The sequence below is a fragment of the Streptococcus sanguinis genome (assembly GCF_050220005.1).
GTDB lineage: Bacteria > Bacillota > Bacilli > Lactobacillales > Streptococcaceae > Streptococcus > Streptococcus sanguinis_Z.
In genome coordinates, this window is record NZ_CP071413.1 from 1,407,489 (window position 1) to 1,423,674 (window position 16,186).

14 protein-coding genes are annotated in these 16,186 nt (G+C 37.8%); 10 read left to right on the forward strand and 4 right to left on the reverse strand.

Going from position 1 to position 16,186, the window contains the following annotated elements:
* Positions 1–49: 49 nt before the first annotated feature.
* From J1C86_RS06830 to J1C86_RS06845, 4 genes are all read right to left on the reverse strand, one after another.
* Positions 50–562, reverse strand: a complete 513-nt coding sequence (locus tag J1C86_RS06830; RefSeq protein WP_002906315.1) for an adenine phosphoribosyltransferase — start codon at positions 560–562, stop codon at positions 50–52.
* 96 nt (positions 563–658) lie between these two features.
* Positions 659–793, reverse strand: coding sequence for a hypothetical protein (locus J1C86_RS06835; RefSeq protein WP_260468053.1), 135 nt, complete (start codon positions 791–793; stop codon positions 659–661).
* A gap of 44 nt (positions 794–837) precedes the next feature.
* A complete protein-coding gene (recJ, locus tag J1C86_RS06840; protein ID WP_125404930.1) occupies positions 838–3,060 on the reverse strand; it encodes a single-stranded-DNA-specific exonuclease RecJ in 2,223 nt (740 codons plus the stop codon).
* Positions 3,061–3,165: 105 nt separating this feature from the next.
* On the reverse strand, positions 3,166–3,756 hold the full coding sequence (locus tag J1C86_RS06845; protein WP_125404933.1) for an HD domain-containing protein: 591 nt from the start codon (positions 3,754–3,756) through the stop codon (positions 3,166–3,168).
* 154 nt (positions 3,757–3,910) lie between these two features.
* On the opposite strand from J1C86_RS06845, the gene J1C86_RS06850 reads away from it, so the two are divergent.
* From J1C86_RS06850 to J1C86_RS06895, 10 genes are all read left to right on the forward strand, one after another.
* A complete protein-coding gene (locus J1C86_RS06850; protein ID WP_125404936.1) occupies positions 3,911–5,047 on the forward strand; it encodes a phosphoribosyltransferase domain-containing protein in 1,137 nt (378 codons plus the stop codon).
* A gap of 11 nt (positions 5,048–5,058) precedes the next feature.
* Positions 5,059–6,150 carry a cysteine protease StiP family protein gene (locus J1C86_RS06855; RefSeq protein WP_125404938.1) on the forward strand — a complete coding sequence of 364 codons (1,092 nt, stop codon included), beginning with the start codon at positions 5,059–5,061 and terminating at the stop codon, positions 6,148–6,150.
* 188 nt (positions 6,151–6,338) lie between these two features.
* On the forward strand, positions 6,339–7,907 hold the full coding sequence (locus J1C86_RS06860) for a YceG family protein (protein ID WP_125404941.1): 1,569 nt from the start codon (positions 6,339–6,341) through the stop codon (positions 7,905–7,907).
* Between the two features lie 15 nt (positions 7,908–7,922).
* Positions 7,923–9,053, forward strand: a complete 1,131-nt coding sequence (locus J1C86_RS06865) for a toxic anion resistance protein (protein ID WP_125404944.1) — start codon at positions 7,923–7,925, stop codon at positions 9,051–9,053.
* A gap of 92 nt (positions 9,054–9,145) precedes the next feature.
* The gene (locus J1C86_RS06870) at positions 9,146–9,745 is read left to right on the forward strand and encodes a TerD family protein (protein WP_002900106.1); all 600 of its coding nucleotides are present in this window, start codon (positions 9,146–9,148) and stop codon (positions 9,743–9,745) included.
* A gap of 25 nt (positions 9,746–9,770) precedes the next feature.
* The gene (locus tag J1C86_RS06875; protein ID WP_125404947.1) at positions 9,771–10,466 is read left to right on the forward strand and encodes a TerD family protein; all 696 of its coding nucleotides are present in this window, start codon (positions 9,771–9,773) and stop codon (positions 10,464–10,466) included.
* A gap of 17 nt (positions 10,467–10,483) precedes the next feature.
* Entirely contained in the window at positions 10,484–11,122 is a 639-nt protein-coding gene (locus J1C86_RS06880; RefSeq protein ID WP_125404949.1) for a TerD family protein, read from the forward strand.
* A 99-nt stretch (positions 11,123–11,221) separates the two neighbouring features.
* On the forward strand, positions 11,222–13,852 hold the full coding sequence (locus J1C86_RS06885; RefSeq protein WP_125404952.1) for a calcium-translocating P-type ATPase, PMCA-type: 2,631 nt from the start codon (positions 11,222–11,224) through the stop codon (positions 13,850–13,852).
* 399 nt (positions 13,853–14,251) lie between these two features.
* Positions 14,252–15,034: an HAD family hydrolase gene (locus J1C86_RS06890; protein WP_125404955.1), complete on the forward strand. Its 783-nt coding sequence runs from the start codon at positions 14,252–14,254 to the stop codon at positions 15,032–15,034.
* 22 nt (positions 15,035–15,056) lie between these two features.
* A complete protein-coding gene (locus J1C86_RS06895; RefSeq protein ID WP_125404958.1) occupies positions 15,057–16,133 on the forward strand; it encodes an HpcH/HpaI aldolase/citrate lyase family protein in 1,077 nt (358 codons plus the stop codon).
* Positions 16,134–16,186 lie beyond the last annotated feature (53 nt).

Below are 16,186 nucleotides of genomic sequence, written 5' to 3' on the forward strand. Positions count from 1 at the left end.
GTTTTCAATTATACTTTTTCTCTAACTAGATATAGTTAGAAACTATGTATTAATAGTGCATCAGAACCTTGTAGTCGTAATCGCCGATAACTTCGCGACCCTTGAGCTCATCCAGCTCAATAAGGAAGGCACAACCAGCCACCACGCCACCAAGGCGCTCAATCATCTCAATCGTCGCCTTCACTGTTCCACCAGTCGCAAGGAGATCATCTACGATTAGAACGCGCTGACCTGGCTTGATAGCATCCGCATGCATGGTCAGGGTATCCATACCATACTCTTTTTCATAGTCAGCTGAGATAACCTCGCGAGGAAGCTTACCAGGCTTGCGGACTGGAGCAAAGCCGATTCCTAACTCAAAGGCAACAGGACAGCCAACGATAAAGCCACGAGCTTCCGGTCCAACGATCATGTCAATCTTCTTGTCTGTCGCATATTGCACAATCTCACGAACAGCGTAGCTATAAGCATTTCCATCTGCCATCAATGGGCTGATATCACGGAATGTCACGCCTTCCTTTGGATAATTTTCGATTGTTGCAATGTAGTCTTTTAAATTCATGATATACTTTCTTTCAAAAAATTTTTTTACTCTCTATTATATCACTTTTTCATCCAAATGGTAACAGAAAACTTACTTTTTATTGGTATCTATTATTTAATCTGAAAAATCATGTCTGAGCCATTCATAGACCATCACATTGAGGCCGGGATTAAGTTGGTTATTCTTTATAATTTCTTCTTCTGTCAACTCAAAGAGCGAAACTTCCTTTTCCCTAACATGCTGAGCCATAGGTCCAAGACACTCACTTTTTAACGAGATTACCTGCACAATTTTCAGTCAGCTTCCATCAAATAATCATAAATCTCCTGCACGGTGCCCAGTGCCATGAGTTCTTGTTCCTTGACTTGGCGCTTGAGGTCTTGGTAAATGTGACTGTTTTCAATTTCTTTCTTTTCAGCTTCCTTATTGACCGTCATGACGCCTTCGGTGATGCTGACAAAGCCCAGCTCTTCAAAAATCTGAATCATTTTGACCAAGAGAATTGGGTCAATTTTCAGGTAAGCTGCTAGGTCCTTGAGCTTATAGCGTACATCAAACTCGGGGAACTGATAGATTGTCTTGTAGAGTTTGGCAAACTGCTCACGGTTGCCATAACCAGTCAGATAATAAGGCTTGGCAATCTCATTCTTAAAGTAAATAGCTTCGAAATCCTGAGACTGAAGAATCGTCTTCAAATCCTGCAAATCATCAGGCAAGTCATAAACCACAACTGCCCTGCTATTTCTCAAATCTGGCAATTCCTCTGTGAAACGCAAGACTGGAACCTTATCAGGCAGCGTCGCATTTTTGCTGCGGATATTGAAAAGTTGAACACCGTCCACACGGGCATCTACCAGCATGAGCTGGAGACTGGTCTGTCCATTCCATTTATTGACAGAGAGGCTGACAGCCAGCTCCAGATTCTTGGTCTGGGCAAACTCTGTCGCCAGGCTTCCTTGCCCAAAAGCTACTACTTCAAAAGATGCATCTTCCTGAGAAATTTTCAGCTTAAGATGACTGTTGCCAGCCCCCATAGTCCGAGTATTGTCCACTTTAAAGTTCTTGAGGTAAAAAAGCGGCTTCTTATTGTCCATACCAAAAGGCGCCAGTTTTTCAAAACTTTTGAGTGTATCCAGGGTCAGTTCTGGCAGGTGCAGCTCCTCGTCCAAATACAGGACTGTTTTGCCAGTCAAATCCAAATCATTGTCTGAGATGTAAGCTGTCAAAATATCAGACAACTCTTCTAGCTTGTCTGCTTCAAGAGTCATACCAGCTGCTCCAGCATGGCCGCCAAAGGCTACAAAAAGGTCACGATGACTGTCCAAGGCATCAAAAATATTGACCGCTTCAATACTGCGGGCGCTGCCCTTAGCGATGCCATCCTCAATATTGAGCACTATGACTGGCTGGTGCAGCTCTTCCAGCAAGCGCCCAGCGACAATCCCTAGCACTCCAGGATTCCAACCTTCCTTAGCCAGCACCTGCACTGGTCTCTTAGGATCCAGCATGGTTTGTGCTTCTTCATAAATCTGCTGGACGATTTCCTTGCGCTCATCATTTTTCTGGTTGATCATGAGAGCAATGTCACGAGCTTCTTCATCATCAAAGCCAGTCAAAAGCTCAACCGCTGGATTGGGGTCATCCAATCGTCCCAAGGCATTGAGTCGGGGGGCAAGCTGAAAGCCAACCGTTTCTTCATCCAGTTCATCAGGCTGAATACCAGCTATTTTGAAGAGTTCCTGAAGACCTACTCGCTGGGTATTTTTGAGAACAGAAAGGCCATATTTAACCAGAATCCGATTTTCCCCCGTCAGACTGACCATATCAGCGATGGTCCCAATGGCCACTAAGTCCAAAAGTTCGACTTGGACTTCTTCCAACAAGGCTGTTGCTAGCTTAAAAGCCACCCCACAGCCAGCCAGATGCTTGAAAGGGTAATCCGCTCCGCTATGTTCCGGATGGACAATCGCATAGGCATTTGGCAACTCCTCAGGCATGGAGTGGTGATCCGTCACGATGACATCCACACCCAGAGACTGGGCCAGCTCGATAGCTTCAATGCCGGCCACTCCATTATCTACTGTAATAATGAGCGAAATACCTTGATTTTCAATAAAATACTTATAAACACTGCTATTAGGACCATAACCATCCGTAAAGCGATTAGGCAAGTAGACCTGACACTCAGCCCCCAACTGCTCCAAGGCTTCCTTGACAATAGATGCTGAGGTCATCCCATCAGCATCATAATCGCCATAAATCAAAATCTGCTCGTAATTCTCAATCGCTGCACGAATGCGCTCCACTGCCCGCTCCATATCATGCAGGTCATAAGGGTCATGAAGCTGGTTTAAACTAGGCTCCAAAAATTCCTGTAAAGCTTCTTCAGTCTGCACACCTCTTTGGTAAAGAAGACTGGCAGCGGCGGGTTCCAATCCGGCTTTCTTGGCCTTTTTTAAAAATTTTTCGTCTGTAAAATTTGTGGCAAACTGCCAGTCGTATTTTGAGCTAATCATGATAAGTGAAACACTTTCTCCGTTCAATCTTGTCTGAATATTATAACATGAAAAGACTGGTTCAACCAGTCTCAAACTTCTTATCTACGGGCAAGGTCCCCGACCTCATTCATCCAGGTATAGTCCCTTAGCAACACTTTGATTAATAACTTCCTGAGCCAATTCCCAAAGTGCTGTAGAGGTTTCTTGGATAAAGGATTTCTTAGCGATGACCTGCGACTTGGTCAGGCTATGAGGATTGTCATGGGGCTGAGCGACTTCCAAGTGATTGAGCAGGGGAACCAGAGCATCCAGCACTCGGGCATATTTAGCCTCTATGCTAATGCCGGTCTCAAATTCCTGCCAGAGCTTTAAAAAGGTATCCTGCTGATCTGACGGCAGCTTATCCAAACTGATTTTCAAGGACTCAAGCTCTCTATCGTAAGAATCGCTCTTGCCCACGTCGTCAAAGATAAAGGTATCACCAGCATATATTTCGCCCAAATCATGAATCAGTAACATAGACATGACCTTTTCCAGATTAACTTCTTCGGGAATATATTCTTGAAAGACTAGCGCCATGAGCGCACCCTGCCAACTATGCTCAGCAGAATTCTCAAAACGATAAGCGTCCAAGGTCCGATTGTTGCGATGAGTGGCTTTCAGTTTTTCCAGCTCATTGGTAAAAGCTAACTGCTGCTGTAGACGTTCAAGCATGTGGAACTCCTTTGAAATGTTTTTATTATTATACCACAATAGCACTAATAAGATTGTCCAGATTTGTTTGAAGTATTAAAGTGACAGTTGAGCTAATTAGTGATATACTAAGACAATAAAGGTTAATTAATTGCAAACTTTGAAAGGAATAATAATGACCTATCTTTTAAAAGTAGAAGATTTTGTTAATATAGAAGAAAATAAGAGTTCCTTCGTTATCAATGATATGGTTGCTATTTGCAAGCGAAGTAATAATCCCAATCGAGACTATTTATTTGTTAATAAATATCAAGCTAAACATTATCCTGTTAAAGCCCATAACACGCTTCAGCTATTTTCCGAACTCTATCAAGAAATAAAAAGGCAAATTCCTTCTGACAAGCGTATTTTAGTTGTTGGTTTTTCTGAGACGGCTACTGGAATCGCCCAGGCAATCATGCATATTGCCTTGGAAAACAAAGATTTGAATACTGTCTTTTATTTACAGACTACTCGAGAAAGCATTAATACGGATATCCAAAATATCTCTTTCGAAGAAGAGCATTCACATGCAAGCACACAAAAATTATATTACCGATCAGATATTCCTGACTATGATACTGTCTTATTTATCGAAGATGAAATAACAACAGGAAATACAATTGTTAACTTTATTGAAAAATTTCAAAAAATTAAAGACGGTATTTCTTTTGCAGCCGCTTCTATATTAAACTGGCAAAATACAAAGAATCGTAAGATTTTTCAAGAAAAAGGAATCAAAAGAATATACCTAGTCAGTGGTCAAATGAGAGATAATACTCCACTCATAGAGCTGAAAGAAACAATACTGGAAAAACCAAGACTAACTTCAGACGTTCACTATCATTTATCTGACAAGCTCAATCCTCGAACAGGTCTCACTAAAGAAGAGTTTTTAGTCTTCCAAGAAACTGCTCTAAATCGATTGACTTCGCAAGTCTCTCGGAAATCTAAAGAAGAAACAATAGCTGTCATTGGAACTGAGGAAAATATGTGGTTACCAATTAGGCTAGCCCAAGAACTTGATGCAGAGGTTCGCTCCACTACAAGAAGTCCTATTTCCCTCTCCAATGAAGACAACTATCTTTTCCATAACGGCATAGCTTTGGCCAGTGCTTACGAAACTAATAGAATGACTTTCCTTTACGATATTGAACGTCATTATGACCAAATTATCATCGTCTATGAGGTTATGACTGATGCATTTCGAGCAACTCTTCAAAATAAACTGCAGCCCTTTAGTAAGCAAACACTAATTTTTGTTAAACAATAAGAAAGGCTTTTATGAATTTAGTAAAAACTAGTTACCCTGAATCCGATGTAACCATCCTCTTACAAGATGTGCGTGGAAAGGTTCCTGTATTAGACACTGCTGAAAGAGAAAAGTTAAATCAACAGGGCGTTCATTATTCCGAAATGCTACCTCTAGAATATGCCCCAACAGAGCGCTATATGAAAATCTATCAAGAAAGCCTCGCAACTCTTTCTTTTGAGACTGCTAACGCTATAGCAAGTCTTTCTGAAAAGGTTTTTAAGAAAAAAGGAGAAAATCTTGTTTTAGTTTCCTTAGCAAGGGCAGGGACTCCTATAGGTATTCTAATAAAAAGGTACCTTCACTATAAATATCAGCTTGATGTGCCGCATTATAGTATTTCTATCATTAGGGGTAAAGGGATTGACATAGCTGCCATGAATATTATAGCCAACAAGCACCATCCTAAAGATATTCAATTTGTGGATGGTTGGGTTGGAAAAGGAGCAATAAATACCGTCCTTGAAGAAGCCTGCCAGAGGTTAGCAGAGGAAAACAAATTCTTTTCCGAACTAGATCCTACTCTAGCTGTACTCAGTGATCCAGCTTCGGTAACACCGCTTTATGGTACTCGTCAGGACTTTTTAATCCCTAGCGCTTGCTTAAATGCTACTGTCAGCGGCCTCGTCAGCAGGACGGTCAAATTAAAAGAAATGAAAGATGACGAGCTTCACGGAGCTGTTTATTATGCAGAAAACGAAGCTTACGACCATTCATTGGAATTCTTAGATAAAGTGCAATCCTATTTTGACCAAGTTCAATTAGATTATTTCAATCCTTCACAAGAAGAGCTCAATGAGGATTTCAAAGGATTGGACGAAGTTAAGAAAATCGCCCAATCCTACAACATTAGTGATATCAATAAAATAAAACCAGGAGTTGGTGAGACAACTAGAGTTCTGCTTAGGCGCCTTCCAGACAGAGTGTTAATTAGAGAAAAGGCTAATCAAAAATACCTTAAACATATCCTTCAATTATGTGAAGAAAAACAAATCCCAATCGAATATGTCAACCTACAGAAATATAATGTTTGTGGCATTATAAAGGAAGTCGCTGATTTATAGTTTATCTCTTGACAAAGACCATTTTATAAATATACAATGGTATCTATAAAGCAGGGGAGAGCAGACTTTAATAAGCTATCTCCAGTGATTTAGGAGGTACAAAGCAAACCATCTGCACTCTTCGTTTAACTTTTATACAAAGAAGACAAAAGATGTGACATTATAATCGTAGAAAGCAGGTATATTTCATGTCGACCAGTCTGCAAAATCTGCCCTTTGAACTTTGGCGTTCAATCACAGAACGAAAAGGAATACAAGCCACTTTCGCTCCTGTTTTTACACGATATATCGGGGTTGAAAATCAAAGTAAATATGATAGTGTATTAAAAACTATTTTGGTAAAAGCTCAAGAGGATTCAACTCACACTATTTACTTTGACGGCCAAATCCCAATGAATGCAGATTTTGATTTCATTAACAGCATAAAAAACGAGCTTGCTTCAATGGAAGTTAGTCAAATAGCCAGTCAGGATATTACACTCTTTGAAAATGCAGAGCTCAATCATCAATTTCTGATTGCTCTTGAATATATAACAAATCTTGCTATCCGTCAGGAAAATTTCCTGAATAACAGCGTGAGAAATAATTTTATATGCAAAATGCTACTCTATGCATACTTACATATTTTCAGCTTATCCTATCAAGATAGAGATTACCTTACAAACAAGTGCATCTACTATGGTAGTATTTCCAAACACGATATATATTTCTTGCTGTTACTAAATCGCTTTGGTTTTGATGTCATTTATATTAATCCACTAAAAGATGATGAAAATTTTGCTCAAGTTGACTCTGATCAAATCAGTACTGTCCATAAAAACACTCAAATCCTGCCTATCCAAAGTTGGGCAGAAAGAGCTAAAAATGGACAAATTATAGAGGAAAATCGTTCAATTACACTGGATATAGAAACACAAATTGAAGAACAGTTATTTACAAATTCTGGCATCTATAGACCTTGGCAGTTCCGAAATGGAACGACAAGCCCCATTTTTTTCAATTCAACTTTAATTGATGTAGAACAAAATTGGAACGCACCCGCAAAAGTTCGGAACGGATTTAAGACCGTTGAGAAAACAGTCTACGTCCCACATTTCTTTTTTGAAATAGAGGGAGAATATAATCCAATTGACAAGTACGCCCATTTGGTCAATATCTGTTCTTCGTCTGACAATACGCTCGTTTTAACATCCAATGGTGATGAACTGATTACTCATGAAATAAATGATTCCGATAAATATCAGCTTATGTTTTGTCAACTCAGTAATGGAAGTTTTGATATTGAGGAGATTATGAAGCTCCCATTCTATCGCTATGCTCCTTATAACGATGAAACAGAAAAATTCCTTCTCAATAAGATTAACGAAACCATTGCAGATACTCGACTGTTCAAACAACCATTGACAGTATCCAAAGAAGAAATATTAAACTTTGCACTGTTGATTCTACAGTTGGATAAAAGAGTAATACGACTCATAGATAGCTTTGATTTTACCGGCTTTATACCCAAGATTGTCTTTTTCTTGGAAGGCGAAACTCAGTTATCAAAAAATACGTGCTATGTCCTTGCCTATCTTGGAAAAATTGGTTTTGACATCATCATTTTTTCACCTGCCGGCTTATCTGACCTGAACTCTTACATTAATGCAGAGTACTTTAACACTGTCAGATTAGATGTTATAAACTATGAGCAAAGTTTTCAAGCTATTCAACGAAAGATGAAAAAACAAAATTTCTTCAGTAAACTTTTTAATTAAAGAAAGGAAAACAATATGCCTATCAACACAGGAAGTTTTGATTCGACTCCGCAAGAGATTGAATCAACTGAACTTGAACTTGCTAAACCAGAAGTCCTAGCTGACAACTTAGCCTATAAGCAGAAGCTAAGAACACTGCCTGAGGTTCAGAACCTCACCAATGAGATTGATATTACTAATGTCAACTCTATTATGGCTTTCGGTCAAAAACCGAGTGAAGGGATTTCTCAAATGTCTGATGCTCTATTATCTTCCATGCGAAGGGTAGATGCAGAGGAAGCTTCTCGAATGCTCGTTCAACTTACTAAAATCATGGATAAATTCGATATTAAAGAAATTGAAAATCCAGAAAAAGCATCTGCTCTGCAAAAATTATTTGGCAAAATAAAGAATAGTATTGATAAACTTTTTGCCAAATATGAAGATATGGGTAAAGAGGTTGATCAGATTTATACCATATTGAAGCAATATGAAGTTCAAATTCACCAAACTCAAGAAAATCTGGAAAAACAATATAAAACTAATGTAGCCTACTATGAAGAATTAGAAAAATATATTGTTGCTGGTGAGATTGCTCAAGAAGAAATCGAAGCATACAGTAATCAGATTTTGGCTCGTACTGATATAACAGAGCAAGAAAAACAAACGCAACAGCAAAAGCTAAGCATGATTAAAGATATGCTTGCTCAGCGAACATATGACTTGCAAATTGCTGAAAACGTGGCAATGCAAACCTGTCCTATGATTCAGACCATGCAAATGTCTAACTTTAATCTGATGCGGAAAATCAATTCTTCCTTTATTATCACTTTGCCAATCTTCAAGCAATGTTTGGTTCAAGCTATCCAATTAAAAAGACAGGAAATTCAAGCTAAGTCTATCAAACAGTTAGATGAGAAGACCAACGAACTTCTAATTCGTAATGCACAAAATACTGCAAATCAATCTGTAAATATTGCTCGTATGGCTGGAGGAAGCTCTATTCAAATGGAGACTCTTCGTACAACTTATGAGACAATCAAAAAAGGAATTGAAGAAACTAAACAAATCAACAATCAAATTGCTGAAAAACGAAAAAGTGATTCTATTGAGTTAGAACATATGAAATCTGACATGGCTGAAAAAGGGTTTATAAGCGGTCATTGATAAGACTTAAAATATGGTAACGATAACTCTTACTTGGCTTCCCTTAAGCTAAAGAGCTTTAATAATATTATGATTCAGAAAGGAATATCTGTATGGATTTCACTAATTTAAACTCTGGCAGCTCTGCTGCTCCTCTTAACCTCTCTAAAGGGAGCGTTTTAGATTTAACAAAGCAGGCTCCTGCATTAAAAAATTGTATTCTAGGCGGCGGCTGGGATATGGCTGTTGCAGGACCAACTGCTGACCTAGACTTAGCTGCCTTCTTAGTTGAAGAAAGCGGTCGTGTTGCACAAGTACCGAATGATGTTATTTTCTTCAATAATATGTCTGCAGCTGGAATTCGTCTTGAAGGTGATAATCGTACTGGAGAAGGCGAAGGCGACGATGAACGAATCCAAATTAATCTTGATGCAATCGAACCTCGAATTAAGAAAATTGTCTTCTTCATTACTATTTTTGACGCAGTCACTAAACGTCAGACTTTTGGCATGATTAAAAATGCTTTTGTCCGACTTCTAGATGCCGATAATAACGAACAGGAAATCTGCCGCTATGAATTGAGTGACAGTTATTCTGCTGATACATCTGTAACAGCTTGTTCCCTCAGTCGGACAGCTAATGGCTGGGCTTTTGAAGCAATCGGTGAGGGAGCTATCGCTGACCTCAACCAACTCTTGTCTCGCTATATGTAATTAGGAAAATAGAAAGGAAAATATTATGGGACTTTTTGGTAAATTATTTGGTGGAGATGAGCAACAAACTCAAGCTCCTGCTTCTAACACACCTATTCAAACAGCTAGTACGGAAGGGCGTGAAGTTACACTCGATTTAAATAAAGGAGGCATGCTTAACCTTGCAAAAAATGACTTCCTTAATCTTTCTAAAACAGATTTCTCTTTAGAAAATATTCGTGTATCAGCAGGATGGGATGTTAAGACAAGTCTCTTTGGCTCTGACTTTGACCTTGATCTTTGTGCCTTCCTTCTTGATGCTTCTGGACATCTTACCCGCTCTGTTAATAATCTTGTCTATTTCAGCAAGAAGAAATCTCAAGGTATTCAATTAGATCATGATAACCTCACCGGTGCTGGTGACGGTGATGATGAAAACATGTTTGTGAATTTCAATAATATTCATCCAGACGTGGCTCAAATCGTTGTAGCAGTTGTTATCTATTCTGGTCAAAATCGCAAACAATATTTTGGTCAAGTAAAGAATGCCTACGTTCGCTTAGTTGATCAGGCACAACGTCCTGAAAAAGAAATCGCTCGCTTCAATCTATCAGAAGATGGTGGCAAAGCGACGGCCGTTAAATTTGCTGAACTTACACGTACTGTCAATGGGTGGACCTTCAAAGCAGTTGGTGAATACCTAAACGCTTCAATCCAAGATATTGAAAAATCTTACCGTTAATCAGAAAGGAATCTCTAATGGCTATTAATTTCACTTCACTTGGCGGACCTGCCAATCCTACTCCAACACCCACTGAAGTTGCTCCTGCAGCAGGAGGTGTGTCTCTTGATTTAGAAAAAAATACTATTCTGGACTTAGCTAAAGCGGCTCCAGGCCTTACAAAAGTTGACTTATGCGCTGGTTGGGATATCTCTGCTGGTGGTGCAGATTTTGACCTTGATATTTCTGCATTCCTATTGAATGAGGCAGGTAAAATTACTTCTGCTAATGATGTTATTTTTTATAATAACAAAACTGCTCCCGGTATTCACTTAAATGGTGATAACCGTACTGGTGCAGGTGATGGTGATGATGAAGTTATCAATTTGGATTTAGCTACTCTCTCACCAAGTACCCATAAGGTCATTTGCGCTGTTACAATCGATCAGGCTATCGCTCGTCGTCAAACATTTGGCATGGTTAATAATTCCTATGTTCGCTTAGTTAATGCAGAGAACAATTCTGAACTTTGCAAGTTCCAGCTTAAAGATGATTATTCTACTGATACAGCTGTTGTTTTTGCAGAACTTGTAAAAGATGGTTCAACTTGGGCCTTCCACACTATTGGGGAAGGTAAGCAGGCTGATTTAAATGGTATAGCTGCACTCTTTAGCTAAAGACAAACAGTTGCCATATCAAGTTTTATTGAAATATAAAAAAGAGACTGAACACTATTGTCTCAGCCTCTTTATTTTTAGAAAGGACAAATAAACCAAATGAATAACTTTAAAGGGCTAAGCTCAGCTGAGGTTGCAGCAAGCAAGTCAGCCCATGGAGATAATAAACTTTCCAGTAAAGAAGCCAACTCACTTCTTTCAATCTTTATTGAAGCTTTCAAGGATCAGTGGATTTTGATTCTGCTTGCAGCCTTAGGACTCAAAATTATTTTTAACTTCATAGGCATGCTCTTCCCAGGTATTGGTGAAGCAAATTGGTACGAAGCAATTTCCTTGATTTTTGCCATTCTCCTGTCAACAGGATTTTCTGCTATCTCACAATATCAGAATGAGCAAAAGTTTAATACGTTACAAGAAGAAGCCAGCAAAACAAATGCTAAAGTCTATCGTGACGGTAAACTTAAAGAAATTTTAGTAGATGATATTGTCAAAGGAGACCAAATTCTTCTTCAAACTGGTGATAAAATTCCTGTTGATGGTATTATTCTTGCTGGAGAATTAAAGGTAAATCAAGCTGTCTTGAATGGAGAAAGTGAAGATGCTACAAAAATCGCTTTAGGTGATAATGCAGAACCAGATAGTCAGGACCTCTTTACAGAATTAAAAATCTTCCGTGGAACTGTGGTAACATCTGGTGAAGCTGTTATGGAAGCGACTGTGGTTGGTGACCATACTGTTCTTGGAAGCATCAATACCTCTCTCCAAGAGGATGGGAAAGATTCTCCATCGAAAGAGAAATTGAATAAACTGGCAGAAAATATTGGCGTTCTTGGATACAGTGCTGGTGCGGCTTACTCTGTCATCAACCTTGTTCTTGGTTTTCTTGCTTTAAATGCTGCAAACAATTTGAATCTTTCATCTATTTTCTTATTAGTCATTGAAACAATTCTCTTTGCAGTGACTATCATTATCATGGCAGTTCCAGAAGGATTGCCTATGATGCTGGCTCTTGTGTCTTCAATGAACTCAGGCCGCTTGCTAGCTCAGAATATTCTGGTTCGCCATCCAGATACTATTGAAACAGCAGGTTATATGAATATCCTTTTCAGCGATAAAACTGGAACAATTACAGAAGGAAAACTATCTGTTGTTGATTTCTTCCTTGGCGATGGAACTCTTTATGAGACAACTGATGAGAGTTCTGCTGCTGATTTCTCTAGTATGTCTGAAAAGTTACTCAAGCAAGTTATTCATGGTATTGGTTTGAATAATGACGCTAATGTTGCAGACGGTATAGCTGTCGGAAGTAACGCAACTGACCGTGCTCTTTTAGATTTTCTAATCAACCGTAATCTCTTAGATTTCGATACAAACACTATTGCTGAAAAAGAACAGTTTAATTCTGCTAAAAAATATGCTAGTGTTACAACTAAGTCAGGCGAAATTTACATCAAAGGAGCACCAGAATTTATTTTAGACGATTGTCATTTCTATCTTGATAAAGACGGAAATAAGACTGCTTTTACTGCAGCTGATAAAGATAAATTCTCTGCACTCTCTTTGGAACAGGCTAATCGTTCTATGCGTCTTCTTGCTATTCTTAAAAAAGAAGGCTCAGATAAAATCTTGATTGCTATTGTATGTATTCGAGATAATGTAAGAGATTCTATTAAACAAACTGTTGAAACAATGAACAAAGCTGGAGTTCAAGTAGTTATGGTTACAGGAGACCGTAAAGAAACAGCTATTGCCATTGCTAAAGAAGCAGGAATTGTTACCAGTGGTACAGATTTAATCCTAACTCATGATGAGCTAGAAAACCTCTCTGACGAAGAATTAAAAGCGCAACTCCCTAATATGAAAGTAGTAAGCCGCGCCTTACCTATGGATAAGAAGCGCTTAATCGAAGCAGCACAAGACCTTGATATGGTTTGTGGTATGACTGGTGATGGAGTAAACGACTCACCTGCTCTTAAAGCTGCTGATGTTGGTTTCTCTATGGGAGACGGAACTGAGGTTGCCCGTGAAGCCTCTGATATTGTTATTTTAAACAATAGTTTGACGTCTATCGAAAAAGCTGTGCTTTACGGCCGGACAATGAGCAAATCAGTTAGCAAATTCATTATTTTCCAGCTGACAGTTAATTTAACTACTATTGCTATGTCTCTTCTCTCTCCTCTTTTTGGTCTGAAAGAGCCATTTACAATCATTCAAATCCTTTGGATTAACCTTATCATGGATACTCTAGCTGCTCTAGCATTTGGTGAAGAACCTACCTTAGAACGGTATATGAATGAAAAGCCAGTAGCTAAAAAAGCTAATATCCTAACAAAGTATATGAAGTCTGCTATTGGAGTTGCTAGCATTTTCATTACTATTGTTTGTCTTGCTATTCTTAAAAATGTAGCTGGTATTCAAGATTTTATTACTAATGGAAGCGGAAACTTTGAAATGGTAACTACCTTCACTTTTACTGTATTTATCTATGCGATTATCTTCAATTCCCTCAATACTCGAAGTACCGGACTTAATGTTTTTGAACATATTTCAGAAAACAAAAAGTTCTCTATTGTTATGATTTCTATTGCTATCGTCCAATCTTTAATCATTCAGTTTGGTGGGCAGGTCTTCAACACAGTTCCTATGGATATTGAACACTATATTGTAGCTCTTGCTATTGCTGTTCTGATTATTCCTATAGACTTTATTCGAAAAGCTCTTACAAAATAAATGTTAGTTATGAAAAGGCTGAAACACTAGTTTTTCGGCCTTTTACTTATCATTTTTTGCAGAAGTGTGTATGAATGTTTAATAAATAGGAAAAATTGCTCATTTTAATTATACATTCCAATAATCTTCTAGAATTTTTTTATAAAATACTTGAAGACTAGACTTATTAGCTCATTTATAGTAAGATTGGTATAGTTTGATGAATTGTACTCTTTGAAAACTAAAATTTATTCTCTTAAGACATTTGAGATTAAACTATTCTATCATTTTAGTTTGACCAAAAATTTAAGACAATCAATCTAACTGTAATAACTATTAAATATAACTGATTAAAATTTTAAAAATTTTGTTTTCAATTAAACCTTTACAAATATCAGTCCCAATAAAGAGAGGAATATTATGCTTTTTGCTACTGATTTAGATAGAACCATTATTTATTCTAATAAGTTTGTTGAAAATTATCAGACTGTTTCTTGTGTAGAACATCTAGACGGACGTGAAATCTCCTATATGAGCCATAGAGCATTGGAATTACTGGCAAAAGTTAAAAACCGCTCCGATATCCATTTACTTCCAATTACAACTCGCTCTCTAGCGCAATTCTCCCGAATTATACCCCTACAGGACTGCCCTTATGCTGTTGTTGCTAATGGTGGAATCATTTTACATAACGGTCAACCTTTAAAAGTCTGGCAGGAACACATCGAAAGAACTCGACAAATACAAGCTTTAGATTATCCTAAAATCTTAGACATTTTAACTAAATATCAAAAATACTTAACTAGAACTCCATCTTTGGTTGACAATTTATTCTTTTTTACTAAAGTTACCGAAGATCAGGATATCGTTCAAGAGTTTATCTTGCCAAGTCTTGAAAAAGATTTAAAAAATTTAGAATGGACTTTCACTCTTCAGGGGCTTAAACTTTACATCATCCCTAAAGAAATTTCTAAAGAAAACGCTCTTTCTTTTTTACAAGACTATCTCAAAGAAGAATTTCTTATTACTTCGGGTGACGGAAAATTAGATGCTGGATTCTTATCTTTAGGCGATATAAAAATGATACCAAAGAACAGTGAAGTTTACCAGCTTATCGATAATAAAGATGACTATATGATAGTTAATCAAGGAATAGAAGGCGCTGAGGATATTCTTTCAGTAGTCCTCGAACAAAAAACTTAAAAGTGTTGAATGGAAGATTTGAATGAAATTTACTTATGATTCTATACCCCTATTTAAAGAAGGATGCCAATTTAATCAAAATTCCCCTAAAGATTTATTGCAATATGCAATATCTGGACTTCTTTATATGCCCGCTCATCGAACTCAGATAGTTGATGAAATCATTGCTGGCCTCCATCCTTGCTGTAGCTCAATCTGTCTAGATCTAGAAGATTCTATCGGAGATGGAACTGTTCATCAAGCTGAATCACAGCTCTTTGAGACTTTAGACAAACTGAATCAAGCTTTGGAAACCGGCCAACTAGATTTTGATTCTCTTCCTTTAATTTTTATCCGAGTCCGTTCTTCCCAACAATTTAATCAGATGCTCGACCATTCTTCTCCTGATATCTTTAAACTAGTTTCTGGATTTAATTTTCCTAAATTTGATTCTACTACTGCTGCTACCTACCTTCAAGTTTTCGACAAATTCAGCAAAAGAACGAATCAAACATTTTACATAATGCCAATTCTTGAAAGCGAAAGCATCATGAAAAAGAATACCCGAATGGAAGAACTTCTTTTTATATCAGAGTTATTAAAACCCTATAAAGAGAAAGTTTTAAATATCCGTGTGGGAGCAACTGATTTTAGCAATATTTTCGGTATTCGTCGTAATGTTCACCAGACTATCTACGATGTTAAACTTATTGCTGACTGTCTAACAGATATATTAAATATTTTTTCCGCTGATTATATCTGTTCAGGACCAGTATGGGAATACTTTAATAGCCGTTTTCAAGACGGGAATTGGGCTCATGGATTGAAAAAAGAGCTAGAATTAGACAGACTTAATGGATTCATTGGAAAAACTTGCATCCATCCTTCTCAGCTAAGCCTTATTGCTGAGAATAACATTGTTAGTTTAGAAGACTACCAAGATGCTCTGACAATTCTTAATACAAATCAGCAGCAAATTGGTGTAATAAAAGGATATAAAGAAAACCGGATGAATGAAATGAAGCCGCATAGTAAATGGGCAAAGAAAATAATCCAGTTAGCAACAGTCTATGGCATAGCTGAAGGAGATAACACAAAGGATAATTCACTGAAATCGTAGAAGGACATATAAAAGGTGTTCTGCTTAACTTATTCCTTAACTAAAAACACACG

Bases quoted from the DNA above. Each gene is read 5' to 3' on its own strand.
- J1C86_RS06830 (WP_002906315.1), bottom strand. From the start codon at position 562: ATGAATTTAAAAGACTACATTGCAACAATCGAAAATTATCCAAAGGAA.
- J1C86_RS06835 (WP_260468053.1), bottom strand. From the start codon at position 793: ATGGCTCAGCATGTTAGGGAAAAGGAAGTTTCGCTCTTTGAGTTGACA.
- recJ (WP_125404930.1), bottom strand. From the start codon at position 3,060: ATGATTAGCTCAAAATACGACTGGCAGTTTGCCACAAATTTTACAGAC.
- J1C86_RS06845 (WP_125404933.1), bottom strand. From the start codon at position 3,756: ATGCTTGAACGTCTACAGCAGCAGTTAGCTTTTACCAATGAGCTGGAA.
- J1C86_RS06850 (WP_125404936.1), top strand. From the start codon at position 3,911: ATGACCTATCTTTTAAAAGTAGAAGATTTTGTTAATATAGAAGAAAAT.
- J1C86_RS06855 (WP_125404938.1), top strand. From the start codon at position 5,059: ATGAATTTAGTAAAAACTAGTTACCCTGAATCCGATGTAACCATCCTC.
- J1C86_RS06860 (WP_125404941.1), top strand. From the start codon at position 6,339: ATGTCGACCAGTCTGCAAAATCTGCCCTTTGAACTTTGGCGTTCAATC.
- J1C86_RS06865 (WP_125404944.1), top strand. From the start codon at position 7,923: ATGCCTATCAACACAGGAAGTTTTGATTCGACTCCGCAAGAGATTGAA.
- J1C86_RS06870 (WP_002900106.1), top strand. From the start codon at position 9,146: ATGGATTTCACTAATTTAAACTCTGGCAGCTCTGCTGCTCCTCTTAAC.
- J1C86_RS06875 (WP_125404947.1), top strand. From the start codon at position 9,771: ATGGGACTTTTTGGTAAATTATTTGGTGGAGATGAGCAACAAACTCAA.
- J1C86_RS06880 (WP_125404949.1), top strand. From the start codon at position 10,484: ATGGCTATTAATTTCACTTCACTTGGCGGACCTGCCAATCCTACTCCA.
- J1C86_RS06885 (WP_125404952.1), top strand. From the start codon at position 11,222: ATGAATAACTTTAAAGGGCTAAGCTCAGCTGAGGTTGCAGCAAGCAAG.
- J1C86_RS06890 (WP_125404955.1), top strand. From the start codon at position 14,252: ATGCTTTTTGCTACTGATTTAGATAGAACCATTATTTATTCTAATAAG.
- J1C86_RS06895 (WP_125404958.1), top strand. From the start codon at position 15,057: ATGAAATTTACTTATGATTCTATACCCCTATTTAAAGAAGGATGCCAA.